The sequence below is a fragment of the Paenibacillus sp. FSL W8-0919 genome, assembly GCF_038003785.1.
GTDB classification, from domain to species: domain Bacteria; phylum Bacillota; class Bacilli; order Paenibacillales; family Paenibacillaceae; genus Paenibacillus_AQ; species Paenibacillus_AQ lactis.
The window spans coordinates 5,215,984-5,231,432 of sequence record NZ_JBBOPV010000001.1; the positions used below are offsets into that span (position 1 = coordinate 5,215,984).

The window sequence follows — 15,449 nt, forward strand, 5'->3', positions numbered from 1 at the left end:
CAATTCTGTGGAAGGGTACACCCGGTCCAAGCCGCTTCCCTCCGGCCCGCATTTAATATATTGAAAGAATAAAATATCAAAAAATGAAAGGAGCTGTGTCTTCTCATGGCAACGCTGCAGGATATCAAGGGCGTGTACTCGGCAGTATTCAGCCTAGGGTCAAATTGCTTACCGGGTATGGAAATGAAGGCACACGGCCTTCGCAAGTTCGCCGGTCCCATTGATTGGATGGGAACTCCCGTGCTGCCTCAAATCTCGAGAATGCTCCGCAATCGTTTTCAAGGGATGCTCGTTTACCCGAATTTGGTTCTCGTCAATCAAGCCAGCGATGAGCTGTATAACGTATTGGACCGGGAATACGAGCTTTACATGAACCATGATTTTTACACGCATAACAACTTCCCCCCTCATTTTGCCGCTTTTCCTGAAATCAAGGCAAAATATGACCGGCGCATCGCTAGATTTTTACAATACGTGGAGAGCGGGGGACGAATTCTCTTTATCCGAACGGATTCCAACTACGAGGAAGTCAAAGAATTGGAAGCTGTGCTGAAAGAGCTGTGTACAGGCCCATTCCACGTGCTTGTCGTCAACCATGCTCCGGTCGTCGAGTTGGAATGGCAGGACTGGAATTTGAAGCATGTATGCCCTGTCCTGATGCCGAACGTCGACATATGGATCAGCAACAGGCATCGGTGGAGCTTTTTATTTCGGGACATTTTCGTCGTCTAATGAAAAAGCTTATGTATCGTTCTCGCTTCGTTTACAGTATAAAAGGCAGGCCATGATCAACATGGTCTGCCTTTCCATTGCTCTTGCGGATGGCTAGACGTAATTGACCGGTTCGTCCGGCAGCTTGTATTCCTTAGGCAGCGACTGAAGAATCCGGTTCCACACCGTGTAATCCACAAGCAGCTCCGGCGTTGACACCTGATTAACGAAGATTCGATTGTACAGATCGCTCATTACCGTAAAAGACTGCTGGTTCATGCCGTGCACCTTCTCCTCTCTATCCCGATTTTTGCAAGATTGCGCCCTCGTATATTTTCAGCATCCTGCTGATCATCTTATCCATGGACCAATGCTGCAGCGCAAAGGCTTTCGCATTCTGCCCCAGCTGTTTACGGTACTCATCCTTCTCCAACAAGAGATACAAGAACTGCGCCGTTGCCAGCGGATCGCCTACCGGGGCAATCAAGCCGGTCTGGCCGTGCGTAACCATCTCGGGCAGGCCCCCTGCGGAAGAAACGACGGAGGGAAGACCGGCCATCTGCGCCTCCATGACCGAGAACGGCTGATTGTCCTGAATGCACGTATGCGTGAATATATCCGCCTCCTTCAACAGACTCGGAACATTATGATGCTCGCCAAGGAAGAACACGTCATGCTGCAAGGAAGCCGAGTACGTTTGCGCCTCCAGCTGGCTGCGCAGATCACCGTCCCCGGCAATCCAGCAAACCCAATCGCTGCGCATCTGCTTGAGGATCGCAAGTGCAGAGATCAGGACGTGGATTCCTTTGACGTGAACAAGTCTGGCAGGACAGATAATGACCTTTTTGCCGAGTGGTCTCCGCAGTGTGCTTCCTTCCCGGTATTTGGCCCAGAAGGCTTCGGCATCGAGGCCGTATTGAAACACGGTGATTCGGTAATCCGGGATCCCGCACCGGTGGACCAGGATGTTTTTACACCATTGGTTTGCCGTGATCATCAGGTCAGAGCCCATAGCAGCATGATATTCTACAGCCGGAAAATAACGCCAAGCCGGGCTGCTCTCGTTGACGCCGGCTTCAGGGTGATCCCGGTAATAGTCGGTCATTTCTTGTGTTACGGAACCGTGGACATGGGAAATGAGCGGGGTGCGCTTCGGCTTTACGCGGCCCAGTGATCTAGCCGAGAAAATATCCTGGGTATGGATCAAGTCGTATTGCTCCAGCCCGAAGTAGGCTGCCGCCAGTTCCATGCAATAGCGCTCGAGCTCATAATGGCGAATAGCAAAGTGCTGATTCAATCCCGGCGCCGCCTGGGGAGTCAGCTTGGCCTCAAGCATAGGCACCAGGTGGTCTTTAGAGAGCTCCAGTCCTCGGTTGACGATATGGATTTTTTTATAGTCCGGACTGTTGCCAAGCAAATCGACTTCATGACCGAGCAGCTCGAGTCGGTACTTGAGCTGCTGCATGAAGTTCCAAACGCCGCCTACATGAGGGACCAGCCAATGGGTTGCAAGCAAAATCTTCATCGTATCCCCCGCTATCCGCCGTGCTTCCGAGCAAGATGCTCAAGAATGCCCCGATAATTGTTTTTGACCATTTCATATTCCTTTGCAATCGTCGCGTTATAACGCAGCGTTCCCATTTGTGAATGCACGCGGTACAGCGTAAGCATATCCGGTAAGAAGCCGAAGGCCGCGCCGCTCATTAATAGTCGAATCCACAAGTCGTAATCATGGGTGTAACGAAGATGCTCGTTAAACATGCCTACTCGGAGGAACCAGTCTTTTTTCGCAATAACGGTGCATCCGTTGATGGGATTGGAATAGATGAACTTGCGGCATAGATCGGCTGTGCTGGCCATCGGGATTCCCTCATAGGGCTTGATCATGTGGGTATGCTCATTGATTAAGGAAAAACCAGTGTAGCTGATATCGAGCCCCCGGCTCAACATGAACGCCATCTGTCGCTCGACCTTTTGGGGAACCAGCCGATCATCCGAGCTGAGCCAAGCAATGTATTCTCCCGAAGCATGCAAAATTCCGTGATTTAAGGCGCTGGCCGTCCCCCCGTTGCTTTTCCCCATATAGTAGACCCTGTTCGTGTAAGGAGCGATCAGATCTGCGTGACTCGTCGACCCGTCGTCCACCACGATGATTTCAACCGCGGGATACGTTTGTTGGACCGCGCTATCCAGTGCTTGCTGTATATACGGGCAGTTATAGAAAGGTACGACTATCGTAACCGTCGGCATCATCCCCCGTCTCTCCTCCTTCTGCCTTGTTTCTTTCCTCGTGTTAACACATCATGGGTTAGTACACCATATGCAGCGCCTCCGCTGTCCGCTAGGACCCCTGTCCCCTGACATTAGACCAATTCATCCCTGTTTCATATAAAAACAGCTATTCCTTTCTGCTGTCCGGCAGACAAGAATAGCTGTTGTGACTTGGTGAGCGCTTGATATCAAACGATCAGTCGGAGCACTACCAAGGATAGAATGCCGACCACCACCGTGGCGAACAAGCTCTTTGTCAAAAAGGCGGTAAGAAAAGCAGGCACAGCGGCGATCAGCTCAAGCAAATGGCTGCCGGGATCAACCCGGCCGTCCGAAAGCAGCAGCTCTGAGGCAAGCAGCGCGGACATCACGGCGATCGGCACATGGTCGAGCCAACGGATCGCCAACTCGGGGATACGGAGCTTGCTAAGAATCATAAGCGGCAGCACACGCGGTATAAGCGTTACCACGGCTGAGCCGATAATGAGAAGAGCGATATGCCATCTTATTTCCATCGTTCCACCGCCAATCCCGCCGTAGCCGCGGCCATAATCGCGATAATTACCGCAGCGCTGCCAGGCACGATTGTGCTTGCTGCCATGACGGCAATCACTGAAACGACAACAACCAGCAAATCCAGCTTATACTTCTTGCGACTGATCAGCTGCAGCGCCAGAAGGCCGATGAACATGCCTGGCAACGCGAAATCCAGCCCGTACCGCTCCGGATCCGGTATCCACTCTCCGACCAGTCCACCAGCAACGTTCGCTGCGCACCAGAACAGATAAGCGGTTATATTAAGCCCGACCATCCACTTATAACCCAGTCTCTTCTCCTCGACCGCCTTCGCCGATGCCACTCCGAAGGTTTCATCTGTCAGCAGGGATCCGATGAAGAAGCTCTTTCCTAGCGACAAGCCTTTGAAATAGGGCGCTAGGGCCGCGCTAAGGAGAAAATGCCTCGCATTCACAAAAAAAATGGTCACGATAATCGAGATGACCGGACTAGCTGCGGCAACCATGCCGGCCGCGATAAATTGTCCTGAACCTGCATACAGCAGGAGCGATATCAGCGCAATCTCAAGCAGGCTGAAGCCTGCCGTGCGCTCAACGACCCCCGCTGCAAAGCCGATGCTTAAATATCCGAGCAAGGTCGGAATACAGTCTTTAACCCCCTGCAGAAACGAGTGCTCTGCCGCATCCGGCGTGAGCTCGCTGTATCTGATGCTCATGTTGGTGATCCCTCTCCTACTCCCATTTCTTTTTCTAATAACTATAATACTTCCAAACATTCTGTCAACGGCCTTGTTTCTTTTCGCTTCGCACAAAAAAGCGCTTCGATCAGATTGGGAATCTGTCGAAACGCAGCATTTTCAAATCTTCTATATCCTTTGGTCCTCCGGTCCCGCAGGTCTCGCACCGTCAAGGCTTTAATAGGACTTTAATGCATCCGTCCTTGCGCTCATTGAAAATGTCATACGCATGCGGAGCTTTATCAATTGGCAGCCGGTGCGTAATGATATCCGAAGGGTCGACGATTCCGTCCTTCAGCATCTGATAGATCACCGGAATGTAGTGAGTCACGGGAGCCAACCCCATCTTCAGGGTAATATTCCGTTCGAACAGCTGACCAAGCGGGAATGCGCTATACTTCAGCCCGTAAATCCCGGTCAGCTGAATCGTCCCGAATTTGCGGACCATGCCGGCTGCCATCCGGAATGCTCCGAGTGACCCTCCCTGCACCATCATCAACGTGCCTACCATCTCCAGCCCCGTCCGTTTGGCATCCAAACCAACGCAGTCGATGACAATTCTGGCCCCGCCCTTGGTAATTTCCCGGATATACCCTTCGATCTCCTTGAAGCTTTGAAAATTGTAGGTTTCCACAAGGTTCGTCCGTTTGGCATGCTCAAGTCGGTAATCTACATGGTCAATGGCAATGACACGCTCGGCGCCTTTGAGCCAGGCAAACTTCTGGGTTAACAAACCGATAGGGCCGCTTCCAAGGACTACAACCGTATCGCCTGGCTTCACGCCGGCATTCTCCACGCTCCATAGAGCCGTCGGCAGCGCGTCGGACAGCATCAGCAGCTTCTCATCCTCGATTTCGGCGCTCGGCGGGATGACAAATGGCATGAAGTTTCCGTAGGGGACCCGCAGAAGCTCAGCCTGCGCGCCCTGAAAACCGCCAAAAGCGCTGCTGTAGCCGAAGAAGCCTCCGGTGTCCCTCGCGTCATTGGCATAATCGCATTGGCTTTCCATTTGGTTCAGGCAGTACAGGCACTTCCCGCAAGAGACGACGAACGGGATGACGACGCGGTCCCCTTTTTTCACTTTGCCGACTTCGGGCCCGATCTCTTCAACAATGCCCATCGGTTCATGCCCGATAATATAATCATCGGTCATCTGTCTGAGCTCGCCATTGTACAAATGCAAATCCGAGCCGCATATGGCCGTCGTTGTAACCCGGATCACGATGTCATCCCTGCGTAGAAGCGATGCATCCTTCACTTCTTTGACTTTGATGTTATGCCGGCCTTGATAGGTAACAGCTTTCACACGCAAGATTCTCCTTTGACCGTCCGCAGCCCCTGCGAACAAATATATGGCATCGGGCAATATAATCTCAGTGTGCGCCATTACACGCGTAACTAGTCGGCAGCAAGAGGCGAAGCGCTTTTAAGCCGCTCCCTTCTGCTCAAACTCTTTCGGACGCTTAGGGGATGCTCCGACCCGCAAAAACAGAATAAGCCCCAGCAGCACAAGCGCTCCGCCGGCAGCCTGCAGCGGATACATCGTTTCGTGAAGGATAAGAAAAGCCAGCACGCTTGCTCCAACCGGCTCCCCCAGCACGCTCATGGACACGGTTGAAGCCGATGCAAACTTCATCAGCCAATTGAACAGCAAATGCCCGAAGACCGTGGGCACGATGGCAAGCAGCAGGAAGATTCCCCACTCCCTGCCCGAGTATCCGGTAAAGGAATAGCCTTGAATCTGGTTATAGACGGCCAGAATCAGTGACGCCATCACAAACACGAGCCAGCTGTACAGAAAGGAAGGAAGACGTCTTAGAAGAAGCTGTCCGAGCAGCATATGGACCGCAACGGCAGCCGTACCGAGAAGAGACATGAGATCGCCTTTGAAATGTCCTTCCTGTCCGCCGAAGCCGCTGCTGCCGATCAGCAGAAATACGCCCAGGAATGCAATCGACATCCCAAACAGCGCTCCGAGCGAGGTTCTCTCCTTGAACCATAAGTACGCTCCAATCATGACAAATACCGGCTGAAGCGCTAAAATGATCGTGGAACTCGCGACGCTGGTCCACTGCAAGGAGCCCATCCACAATAGAAAATGAAGGGCCAGCATCGCAGCAGAGAGAGCCAAGAGCCCCCATTCCGAGCGCTTTAACGATCTGGCATCGCCCGCATACTTGCCCGCAAAGGGCAGCATCATGATCGCTGTGATCATCAGGCGGTACATGGCCTGGACGGATACAGGACTGTCGGACCATTTCACAAAAATGGAAGAGAATGAAATGGCAATAATGCCTATAAATAAAGGGATGAATACGGGGATAGGTGCTCTGTCTGCCTTCATGTTAGTTGTATGATTCACCTTTCGTGTTATATTAGAGAAAGATTTCAATATTATTTTACATGCAAAGGATCAAAAGGGAATGAAAAAGAAAGATCTGCGAAACCAAATGACCCCGCCAAAATTTCTTGCGATCGGGTTTGCGGCGATCACCTTGTTGGGTACGTTTTTACTTAAGCTTCCAATTTCAACGGCAGACGGAACATCGACGCCCATCATCGATGCTTTCTTTACGGCCGTATCCTCCATCAGCGTAACCGGCCTGGCGGTCGTAGACACCGGCTTGCACTGGTCCGGATTCGGACAAGTCGTCATGCTTCTGCTGATTCAGCTTGGAGGCTTGGGATTCATGACCTCTGCAACCTGGGTCGCCCTGATGTTCAACCGGCGAATCTCGCTGAGGGAAAGAATGATTCTTCAAGAGGCCATGGGACAATATCAAATCCAGGGTATCGTCGATCTGATTCGCCGGGTTCTGATCTACACCTTGATCATCGAAGGCACCGGCGCTCTCCTGCTGACACTGCGGTTCTCATCGATGATGCCGCTATCCGAGGCTGCCTATTTCGGTATATTTCAAAGTATTTCCATATTCAATAATGCCGGATTTGATCTCATGAGCCAAATTCACGGACCCTTTGCCGGGTTTGCCAGCTACGTGACAGATCCGTTCGTCAATATTGTATTGATGGTGCTGATTTTTCTCGGAGGCATCGGGTTTATCGTCATTTTCGACCTGATTGAATATCCGAAGTGCCGGAAGCTGTCGCTGCATTCCAAGGTGGTATTGACCGTCACTTCGCTCCTGATCGTCATCGGAGCCCTCATGATTTTCGTGCTGGAATATCATAATACGAAGACACTTGGTCCGTTATCGTACCCGGCGAAATGGATGGCCGCCATCTTTCAGTCCATTACGCCGCGCTCAGGTGGCGTGAGCACGCTCGATATTGCAAGCTTGGAGCAGTCGACCCAATTCTTCATGATCTTGCTCATGTTCATTGGAGCTGCCCCGGGTTCAACCGGCGGAGGCATCAAAGTAACAACGTTTGCGGTTCTGATCGGCGCGGTCATTACGATGATTCAGGGGAAACGAGATGTGGTCCTCTACCGGCACCGAATTTCGCAAGCCGTTGTTTACCGTTCCGTTACGCTAACCATTCTGTCCCTGCTGCTCCTTGTCGGTGCTTCAATGTTCCTGTCCATCACCGAATCCGGCGAATTTCTGCGAATATTGTTCGAAGCCGTCTCGGCATTCGGTACCGTCGGATTATCCATGGGCCTCACCGGCGAGCTGTCCGGGATCGGAAAAATCACGATCGCATTACTCATGTTCCTGGGCCGTCTTGGGCCGCTGACACTGGCGTATGCGATCAGCAGAAAGAACAGTAAAGAGCTGTACCGGCACCCGGAAGGCCGTATCACAATCGGTTAGACGGCTGAAGTCATTTGCCTTCGTACACGCGAAAAACAAACCGTACGCCTCCTCATGAACCGGAAGTGTACGGTTTGTTGTTTCTCATCGTCAAGAATTTCAAACGACTAACGGTGAATTACCCGGGAACGGCAATGCTTCATTCCGATGCGTCATCGAAATTGCCCGCATCAATCGCAGCATCCAACAGATCGTCAAAAAGCTCGTCGTCCTCTTCAAGACGTTCATCCACCTGCAGGAATTGCTCTTCAAGCCCGGGCTCGGCCGCAAAGTTCAGGCTGTAATCCCAATCCCGGCCGTTCTTGCTCAGGAATGTAATCTCATAGGATGCTGCATGTCCATCTATGGAAAACACGGTGTATCCCACGAATTGATCCTCTTCATCACGTTTCATGTCCGCACGTTCAATCCGGACTTGTGACATGTGTTTCACTCTCCTTCGGTTATCCGATGATGACTCATCATAGAATTTTAGTATATCACTTTTATTTGCTCCTGATTATTGTTTTTCATATGATGCTTGGTCTAGTATATAATATGAGTGTTAAAATTAATTTTCGCAATGGAGGGTACCAAATGTCCGATTTGAATACATCACTCCACAAGTATGCCGAGCTGGCCGTAAAGGTTGGGGTTAACATACAGGAAGGGCAAACTTTGGTCGTGCATGCCCCTGTAGAAGCCGCCGATTTTACCCGTTTGATTGCCGAGAAGGCATATGAAGCAGGTGCGCGCCTGGTAAAGATCATGTGGAACGATGAAGCCATCACTCGTCTACAATTCGAGAAGGCAGCCGATGACGTGTTCACCGAAGCGCCAAAATGGTATGCGGGGGAGCTGACGGAGCTTGTCGAGAACGGTGCCGCTATTCTGCACGTGCTGTCGGAGAATCCGGACCTGCTGAGCGGAATTGACCCGCAGCGAATCGCGAATTTCTACAAAACTCGCGGCGAGGCAATGAAGAAATACCGTGCTTACCAGCAAGCTGATAAATTCAGCTGGTGTTTGATCGCGATTCCGTCGCCAGCATGGGCAGCCGCAGTTTTCCCGGATGTTCCTGAATCGGAGCAAGTACAGAAGCTGTGGGATGCCATCTTCCATACGGTCCGCGTGGACCAGGAGAATCCTGTAGAAGCTTGGAACAAGCATTTGGCTGTGCTGGAGCAAAAGTCCTCCGTGCTGAATGCTAAGAGGTACAAGAAGCTCCATTACGTCGCGCCGGGTACGGATCTCACCATTGAACTGCCGGAGGGTCATATTTGGGCGCAAGGCGACAGCATCAATGAGCGCGGCCATTCCTTTGTTGCGAATATGCCGACGGAAGAAGTGTTTACAGCGCCGCTGAAGACCGGTGTCAACGGGACGGTCGCAAGCACGAAGCCATTGAGTTATGCCGGCAATATCGTGGACAACTTCTCGCTTACCTTTGAGAACGGCAAGGTTGTCAGCTTCACGGCAGAGCAGGGCTACGAAACACTGGAACGTCTCCTGAACATGGACGAAGGTGCCCGTTATCTTGGCGAAGTCGCGCTGGTACCCCACCAGTCCCCAATCTCCGAGTCCAACATTTTATACTACAATACCCTGTTCGATGAAAATGCCTCCAATCACCTCGCCTTAGGAAGCGCATATGCCTTCTGCCTCGAGGGCGGTAAAGACATGAATCAAGAGCAGCTTGCTCAGAAGGGCCTGAACACGAGCGTTACCCATGTGGATTTCATGATCGGCTCGGCCGAAATGGATATCTACGGCATTACCGAGGATGGACGTGAAGAGCCTGTGTTCCTGAAAGGAAATTGGGCATTTTAAGCACTCGATGAATCGTACATAAAGCAGCTGCTTCCTAAGCAGCTGCTTTCTTAACAAGCTAAGCTTCACCTTTTATTGACCTGAGGTCGATTCGTAAAGAGATTGTGGAGGCGCAAGCATAATTCCTTAACTTTTGCGGGGACCTTCGGAAATACGCTAAGAATTGGAGGATCATCCATGCTAAGCTTTGAACAAAAATTAGAAAATTACGCAGAACTTGCCGTAAAAGTCGGTGCCAATGTGCAGCCTGGCCAGACGCTTGTCGTCAATGCCATGATTGATGCTGCCCCGCTCGTGCGCCTGATCGTGAAGAAGGCTTATGAGATCGGTGCCAAGCTGGTAAAGGTGAATTACAGTGATGAGGTTGTCAACCGGATCCGTTACGATTTGGCGCCGGACGAATCCTTTCTTGAACCGCCGAAATACTATGCGGAGGAAGTTACGGAGCTCGCGGAGCAGGGGGCCGCATTTCTAACGATCGTGTCCTCAAATCCGGATCTGCTTAAAGGCGTAGACCCGGAGCGGATTTCCAATTATCAACGCACGTACGGCGCCGCCATGTCGAAATACCGTCAATACCAGCAAGCGGATAAAATGAGCTGGACGGGTCTTGCTTACGCCTCGCCCGATTGGGCCGCCAAGGTGTTCCCTGACGTTCCCCAAGAACAACAGGTGGATAAAATGTGGGATGCCATCTTTCACGCCGTGCGTGCCGATCTTGAGGATCCGATCCAAGCCTGGGAAGATCATATCGCAACGCTTCAGCGCAAATCTGATGAGTTGAACCAAAAGAAATACAGCAAGCTGCGGTTTACATCCCCCGGGACCGATCTCACAATCGAGCTGCCGGAAGGGCATATTTGGGCACAAGCCGGCAGTCATAATGAAAAGGGCGAGCGCTTTGTGGCCAACATCCCGACAGAAGAAGTATTCACGGCTCCGCTCAAAACCGGAGTCAACGGAACGGTTCGCAGCACGAAGCCGCTCAGCTATGGCGGTAACATTATCGACAATTTCTCCCTGACCTTCGAGAACGGGCGTATCGTCAACTTCTCTGCCGAGCAAGGCGAGGATACACTGTCCCGTCTCATTTCTATGGACGAAGGCTCGCATTACTTGGGTGAAGTCGCTCTCGTGCCTTATCGCTCACCGATATCCGAAAGCGGAATACTGTACTACAACACCCTGTTTGATGAAAATGCCTCGTGTCATCTCGCCATTGGCAGCGCGTATGCCTTTAACCTCGAAGGAGGCAAGACGATGACACCTGAACAGCTTCAGGAACACGGTTTGAACTCCAGTATTACGCATGTCGATTTCATGATGGGCTCCAAAGATTTGCAAATTACCGGCATTACCCGTGACGGCAGAGAAGAGCCTGTCTTCATTAACGGAAACTGGGCATAAGCTCATTCTCTAAAAAGCCTTGGCTCAACTTGATCATCGTTACAACCTCATCTGAATGTGGCACAGGGGCTGTCCAAACGTGGAGTTTTCTACCGGGACGGCCTCTTTTGCTTGATTGCTGTTTCAGCATACTCATGCCCTCCTTAACTGGTGTTCCAGCATTCTCATGTCCTGCCTATCCCCTTCTATTCAACCCAGCTTGTTCGACCCTGAATGATTTACCCGATAATATCGTGAAGACCGCCGGCATATTCTTATAAGAGTCTCTTACTGTAATTGTTAATTGAAATCATAGGGCTTTTTCTTTCAATGTGTTGTAAAATGATGAGAGAAATAGGATGGTTACACCAGAGAGGGGAATATCGCGTGTCTAACCGATTACAACTCCTCCTTGCAGCAGATTTCACGGAACTCAGTGAACCTATTCAGGAAGAAATCTATTATGAATTTTATGATCTTGTGTATGGACAAATTTTGTATGTAGTCCGGGATCATGCTGCTGTTGAGGATATAATTCAAGAATCCTTTATTAAAGTCATTACCAGTAAGCCTACATTTGACATGGAGAGCAAGATGCGCGGATGGTTCCGGGTCGTCGCCAAAAATTCGACCATGAATTATTTGCGAAAAAATAAAAAATACCGTAACCAAGTGGATGTTGAACGTGTTTTTATTAATGAAGAAGAAATGGTGGTTTCTTCCACCAATGTTGAGCAGCAGGTGGAGTCGAATATGCTGGAAGAGGCGATTGTGCAATACCTGGATCAGTTAAAGCCGGAATACCGGCTGTTGATCGAGTGCCGCTGGAAGCATAACATGACTTACAAGGAAATTGCTGACCTGCTCGATACTCGGGAAGAGATCGTCAAGCAGCGATTGTTTCGAGCTAGGGAATCCGTGAAGAAAATGCTATATAGAGAGTGGGGTGAATTAGATGAGCAACGAAAAATACGATGATTGGTTTAATGAGGCTTTTGATGAAGCCTTCGATCGTGCAGCTTCTAGCTCCTCATACCCTACGAACGACGATAGCAAGCGTCAATCCTGGCAGCAAGTCAAGATGCAGCTTGAGAAGCTGAACCAGCGCAAGAAACGCCGGCGCAGATTTCAATATGCCGGAATTGTTGCCGCTTCGATGGCTTTCGGCGCCTTCATGTTCTCGCAGCCTACGGTCACGCAAGCGGTATCACCGATTTATCAGCAGATTGTGGATTGGGGCAACGGTTTAGCCGGTCAAATCTTTGGCAAGAAAGCACCTGTTGACGAGAGCAAAGCCCTCACCCCGCCTCCGCCGGATGTATCGTCTGTACCTGGTCAAGAATATGTGCCACCTGCCGAACTGATTGAAACCGAGACCTATGAGTTCACCGATTCGGATGCATCCCTAACCGAATCCCAGAAACGCGTGAATTTCAAGATTCCTGAAGTCGGCTATATTCCTAATGGCTATGAGTTCATCCAGGCGTCAGGAATCTCCAATTCAGAAGACGGCCCTATCGAGGATCTGAAACTCGAATATATGAATGGGGACGGTAAAGTAATCCATGTAAGCTTTATCGAAATAACCGCCGATAAAGCCATCAGCGTAGGCGGCGAGGTAACGGGCACACTGAAGCTGGATTCCGGAGCTGCTGCTTATATCACGGAAACAAACCTTCGTTTCCTGCATAATAATGACCAGATCCTTGTTATGATCAGCGGGTTTATTTCGAAGGAAGAGTTTCTCAAGATCGCGAACGGCATCCGGTAAGCCACACGCAAGGCGTGTGAAGTCGGTTGTATAGAAGAAGAGCACCTCATTGGGTGCTCTTCTTCATTATGCTTATTTTTCTACCAGCAAGGAATTCGTATAATAAACCCCATCTTCATATGTACCATTCTCGTTGATCCAATGCGTAGTCTTGGCACGATAATAATAGCCCTGAGTCACGCTGAATGTCTTGGTAGCGCTGTGGGAAGCTTTGTTCGTCCCGTTATCGGAAGACGCGCCTGCATCGACCCACGCGGTTCCCGTCCATCGCTGAAGGACGAACTGGATGCCAATGGCGTCGACGGCTTGTCCGGCACTCGTAGAGCCATAAACGCTGACCTGCGAGCTGCTAGCCTTGCTGATCGAAGAGTAGTAACTCGTAAGATAGTTGTTGGCCATCAGATTCATAGAATTCACGTTCAATTCCACTGGTGGCGGAGGAGTTAAGGCACCGGGTGCAATGTCTGTAGCCGAATCCGCGTAAGCCCCTCCCGCCAAGGTTAAACTTAAAAGTGCACTTACTGCAAGAGCGGAGACCATACGTTTAGGACTGCGTACGTTTGACATAACATCACCTTTCTCTCAATTTGATAGGAACATCCATATTTTAACATAGTCTATTAATGCAATCTTATCGTTTTCTTCATCTTTTGATATATTTTTTGAAACTTTTCTGCAAATAAAAAGAAACAACGACAATTATTGTCGTTGTTTCTTATAACACCCAGTTTAAGCCCCTGCTTCCTCTTGCAGCAGCTCCTGCTGCTGTCTTGCAAGGCGGATGCGCGAGATTCGTTTATTTTCCGTCTCCTCAATCATGAACGAATAATCTCCGTACATGACGAATTGGCCTTTATGCGGATGCAAAACTTCCAGACGCGATGACAGCCATCCACCGATGGTGTCGTAGTCCTCCGTTTCCATATCCAGACCAAACTGTTCGTTAATTTCTTCAATCAGCATCAATCCGTCGATGGAGTATTCATCCTCCCCCACCAACTCAATTCCCGGCCGCTCTTCATCGAATTCGTCCTGAATTTCGCCGACGATCTCTTCCATAATGTCCTCCAATGTTACCAGACCGGAAGTACCGCCGTATTCATCAATGAGAATTGCGATCTGCGTCTTGCTTCGCTGCATTCTGCGCAGAAGCTCGCTAATCTTGATCGATTCAGGCACGGCGAGAATCGGACGAATCAAGGAAAGCTGGTCACGGATGTGTCCACGCATCAAGTCTTTAATATGAATGAAGCCAATAATATGGTCTTTATCTTCATCACAGACGGGATATCTGGTCCGCATGCCTTCGCTGGCGATCTTCATATTTTCTTCCATCGGCAAATTGTTGTAGAGACAGATCATTTCAGTTCGGGGAATCATGATTTCTCGGGCTGTCGTATCGGAGAATTCGAAGATATTGTCGACCAGCGTCATTTCCGTATTATCGATCAGGCCGATCTCACTGCTCTCCTTCATCATATCCCGAAGCTCTTCTTCGGTGTGAACGTTCCGTTCAACCACCGGCTGCATGCGGAACAGGCGCAGAATGGTATTCGAGAATCCGTTGACGAACCAGATAAAAGGAAACATAATCTTGTAAAATACGCTGAGCGGTGCTGAAGATAACAGCGCAATTCGTTCTGCCTTGCGGACAGCAACCGTTTTTGGCGCTAGCGCCCCGAACACAATGTGCATGATGGAGATAAGTACGAATGCAATCACCAGAGATACCGCATGGATGGCCGTTTCGCTCCAGCCGATTCCGGTAAACCATGGCGAGATCAGGGAGGATATCGTCCGTTCGCCGATCCACCCGAGTCCAATCGACACCAAGGTTATGCCGAACTGGCAGGCCGATACATATCCGTCCAGATTTCTTAATATTTTCTGGGCATACCTTGCGTTCCGATGCCCTTCTTCAGCTAATGCATCAATTCGACTGCTCTTCACTTTAACCAAAGCGATTTCAGCCGATACAAAAAAACCGTTTAACAATACGAGAAACAATACCAAGGTAAGACTAATCAAACTCGGTAAGGGGTCACTCAATCGATCTCCTATCCGTCATTCCAGATGCGATGACGAACAGGAACACCTCCTTCGGTTATTAAAAATGTGTGGTGCCATTAAGCATAACGACCTGTTCGGACAAAGCGTCAACTTCCCAATGGACTCATCTCCTTATCTTATTCCGACGTTTACGAGCTATATAAGTAATTATATAGTACTACGATACACAGTCAAACTTTGTCTTATGACATTAAAACGCGTTGTTACAAGCTATGTTTTGATTTTCTTCACTTAACCCTCGTTTCCCGGGAATTGATATATTCTATTAATAACAGATAGAATTGGTTCCTCATGTTCGATAAACGTCAGCACTGGTTTCTCTGCAGCCCGTTGCACATGCTAAATAACCTTCGCTTTCCCAGGGAAGCGAAGGTTACATTAGCGAGCGGTGAATATGATCGGA

Annotated in this window: 16 protein-coding genes; 6 read left to right on the forward strand and 10 right to left on the reverse strand. The window is 50.1% G+C overall.

Going from position 1 to position 15,449, the window contains the following annotated elements:
• Positions 1-105 precede the first annotated feature (105 nt).
• Positions 106-732, forward strand: a complete 627-nt coding sequence (locus NST44_RS23550) for a DUF1796 family putative cysteine peptidase (protein WP_007130389.1) — start codon at positions 106-108, stop codon at positions 730-732.
• A gap of 93 nt (positions 733-825) precedes the next feature.
• Here the strand turns inward: NST44_RS23550 and NST44_RS23555 are convergent, their stop codons facing one another.
• From NST44_RS23555 to NST44_RS23585, 7 genes are all read right to left on the reverse strand, one after another.
• Positions 826-990, reverse strand: a complete 165-nt coding sequence (locus NST44_RS23555) for a hypothetical protein (RefSeq protein WP_007130390.1) — start codon at positions 988-990, stop codon at positions 826-828.
• Positions 991-1,009: 19 nt separating this feature from the next.
• A complete protein-coding gene (locus NST44_RS23560; protein WP_210095279.1) occupies positions 1,010-2,236 on the reverse strand; it encodes a glycosyltransferase family 4 protein in 1,227 nt (408 codons plus the stop codon).
• A gap of 11 nt (positions 2,237-2,247) precedes the next feature.
• Positions 2,248-2,964, reverse strand: a complete 717-nt coding sequence (locus tag NST44_RS23565; protein WP_007130392.1) for a glycosyltransferase — start codon at positions 2,962-2,964, stop codon at positions 2,248-2,250.
• A 206-nt stretch (positions 2,965-3,170) separates the two neighbouring features.
• Positions 3,171-3,497 carry an AzlD domain-containing protein gene (locus NST44_RS23570; protein WP_007130393.1) on the reverse strand — a complete coding sequence of 109 codons (327 nt, stop codon included), beginning with the start codon at positions 3,495-3,497 and terminating at the stop codon, positions 3,171-3,173.
• Positions 3,488-4,213: an AzlC family ABC transporter permease gene (locus NST44_RS23575; protein WP_007130394.1), complete on the reverse strand. Its 726-nt coding sequence runs from the start codon at positions 4,211-4,213 to the stop codon at positions 3,488-3,490. Before NST44_RS23575 ends, NST44_RS23570 begins: the two co-directional genes overlap by 10 nt.
• A gap of 190 nt (positions 4,214-4,403) precedes the next feature.
• Positions 4,404-5,540 carry an alcohol dehydrogenase catalytic domain-containing protein gene (locus NST44_RS23580; RefSeq protein WP_007130395.1) on the reverse strand — a complete coding sequence of 379 codons (1,137 nt, stop codon included), beginning with the start codon at positions 5,538-5,540 and terminating at the stop codon, positions 4,404-4,406.
• 120 nt (positions 5,541-5,660) lie between these two features.
• On the reverse strand, positions 5,661-6,578 hold the full coding sequence (locus NST44_RS23585; RefSeq protein ID WP_007130396.1) for a DMT family transporter: 918 nt from the start codon (positions 6,576-6,578) through the stop codon (positions 5,661-5,663).
• A gap of 79 nt (positions 6,579-6,657) precedes the next feature.
• Between NST44_RS23585 and NST44_RS23590 the strand changes: the two genes are divergently transcribed.
• On the forward strand, positions 6,658-8,010 hold the full coding sequence (locus NST44_RS23590; protein ID WP_007130397.1) for a TrkH family potassium uptake protein: 1,353 nt from the start codon (positions 6,658-6,660) through the stop codon (positions 8,008-8,010).
• A 139-nt stretch (positions 8,011-8,149) separates the two neighbouring features.
• On the opposite strand, the gene NST44_RS23595 is transcribed toward NST44_RS23590, so the two are convergent.
• Positions 8,150-8,434 carry a hypothetical protein gene (locus NST44_RS23595; RefSeq protein ID WP_007130398.1) on the reverse strand — a complete coding sequence of 95 codons (285 nt, stop codon included), beginning with the start codon at positions 8,432-8,434 and terminating at the stop codon, positions 8,150-8,152.
• A 152-nt stretch (positions 8,435-8,586) separates the two neighbouring features.
• On the opposite strand from NST44_RS23595, the gene NST44_RS23600 reads away from it, so the two are divergent.
• From NST44_RS23600 to NST44_RS23615, 4 genes are all read left to right on the forward strand, one after another.
• Positions 8,587-9,819, forward strand: coding sequence for an aminopeptidase (locus NST44_RS23600; protein ID WP_007130399.1), 1,233 nt, complete (start codon positions 8,587-8,589; stop codon positions 9,817-9,819).
• A 177-nt stretch (positions 9,820-9,996) separates the two neighbouring features.
• On the forward strand, positions 9,997-11,226 hold the full coding sequence (locus tag NST44_RS23605; RefSeq protein WP_340900756.1) for an aminopeptidase: 1,230 nt from the start codon (positions 9,997-9,999) through the stop codon (positions 11,224-11,226).
• 366 nt (positions 11,227-11,592) lie between these two features.
• Positions 11,593-12,183 (forward strand): RNA polymerase sigma factor, encoded by a 591-nt coding sequence (locus NST44_RS23610; RefSeq protein WP_007130401.1) that lies wholly within the window; start codon positions 11,593-11,595, stop codon positions 12,181-12,183.
• Positions 12,161-12,976 carry a DUF4367 domain-containing protein gene (locus tag NST44_RS23615; protein WP_007130402.1) on the forward strand — a complete coding sequence of 272 codons (816 nt, stop codon included), beginning with the start codon at positions 12,161-12,163 and terminating at the stop codon, positions 12,974-12,976. The genes NST44_RS23610 and NST44_RS23615 overlap by 23 nt, the downstream gene beginning before the upstream one ends.
• Before the next feature lie 72 nt (positions 12,977-13,048).
• Here NST44_RS23615 and NST44_RS23620 read toward each other — a convergent pair whose 3' ends face one another.
• Both NST44_RS23620 and NST44_RS23625 read right to left on the reverse strand, forming a co-directional pair.
• Positions 13,049-13,393, reverse strand: coding sequence for a hypothetical protein (locus tag NST44_RS23620; RefSeq protein WP_232239339.1), 345 nt, complete (start codon positions 13,391-13,393; stop codon positions 13,049-13,051).
• 312 nt (positions 13,394-13,705) lie between these two features.
• On the reverse strand, positions 13,706-15,025 hold the full coding sequence (locus tag NST44_RS23625) for a hemolysin family protein (protein ID WP_007130404.1): 1,320 nt from the start codon (positions 15,023-15,025) through the stop codon (positions 13,706-13,708).
• Positions 15,026-15,449 lie beyond the last annotated feature (424 nt).

What these genes read in the sequence shown, in the direction of transcription:
- NST44_RS23550 (WP_007130389.1), top strand. Translation starts at nt 106, where the DNA reads ATGGCAACGCTGCAGGATATCAAGGGCGTGTACTCGGCAGTATTCAGC.
- NST44_RS23555 (WP_007130390.1), bottom strand. Translation starts at nt 990, where the DNA reads ATGAACCAGCAGTCTTTTACGGTAATGAGCGATCTGTACAATCGAATC.
- NST44_RS23560 (WP_210095279.1), bottom strand. Translation starts at nt 2,236, where the DNA reads ATGAAGATTTTGCTTGCAACCCATTGGCTGGTCCCTCATGTAGGCGGC.
- NST44_RS23565 (WP_007130392.1), bottom strand. Translation starts at nt 2,964, where the DNA reads ATGATGCCGACGGTTACGATAGTCGTACCTTTCTATAACTGCCCGTAT.
- NST44_RS23570 (WP_007130393.1), bottom strand. Translation starts at nt 3,497, where the DNA reads ATGGAAATAAGATGGCATATCGCTCTTCTCATTATCGGCTCAGCCGTG.
- NST44_RS23575 (WP_007130394.1), bottom strand. Translation starts at nt 4,213, where the DNA reads ATGAGCATCAGATACAGCGAGCTCACGCCGGATGCGGCAGAGCACTCG.
- NST44_RS23585 (WP_007130396.1), bottom strand. Translation starts at nt 6,578, where the DNA reads ATGAAGGCAGACAGAGCACCTATCCCCGTATTCATCCCTTTATTTATA.
- NST44_RS23590 (WP_007130397.1), top strand. Translation starts at nt 6,658, where the DNA reads ATGAAAAAGAAAGATCTGCGAAACCAAATGACCCCGCCAAAATTTCTT.
- NST44_RS23595 (WP_007130398.1), bottom strand. Translation starts at nt 8,434, where the DNA reads ATGTCACAAGTCCGGATTGAACGTGCGGACATGAAACGTGATGAAGAG.
- NST44_RS23600 (WP_007130399.1), top strand. Translation starts at nt 8,587, where the DNA reads ATGTCCGATTTGAATACATCACTCCACAAGTATGCCGAGCTGGCCGTA.
- NST44_RS23605 (WP_340900756.1), top strand. Translation starts at nt 9,997, where the DNA reads ATGCTAAGCTTTGAACAAAAATTAGAAAATTACGCAGAACTTGCCGTA.
- NST44_RS23615 (WP_007130402.1), top strand. Translation starts at nt 12,161, where the DNA reads ATGAGCAACGAAAAATACGATGATTGGTTTAATGAGGCTTTTGATGAA.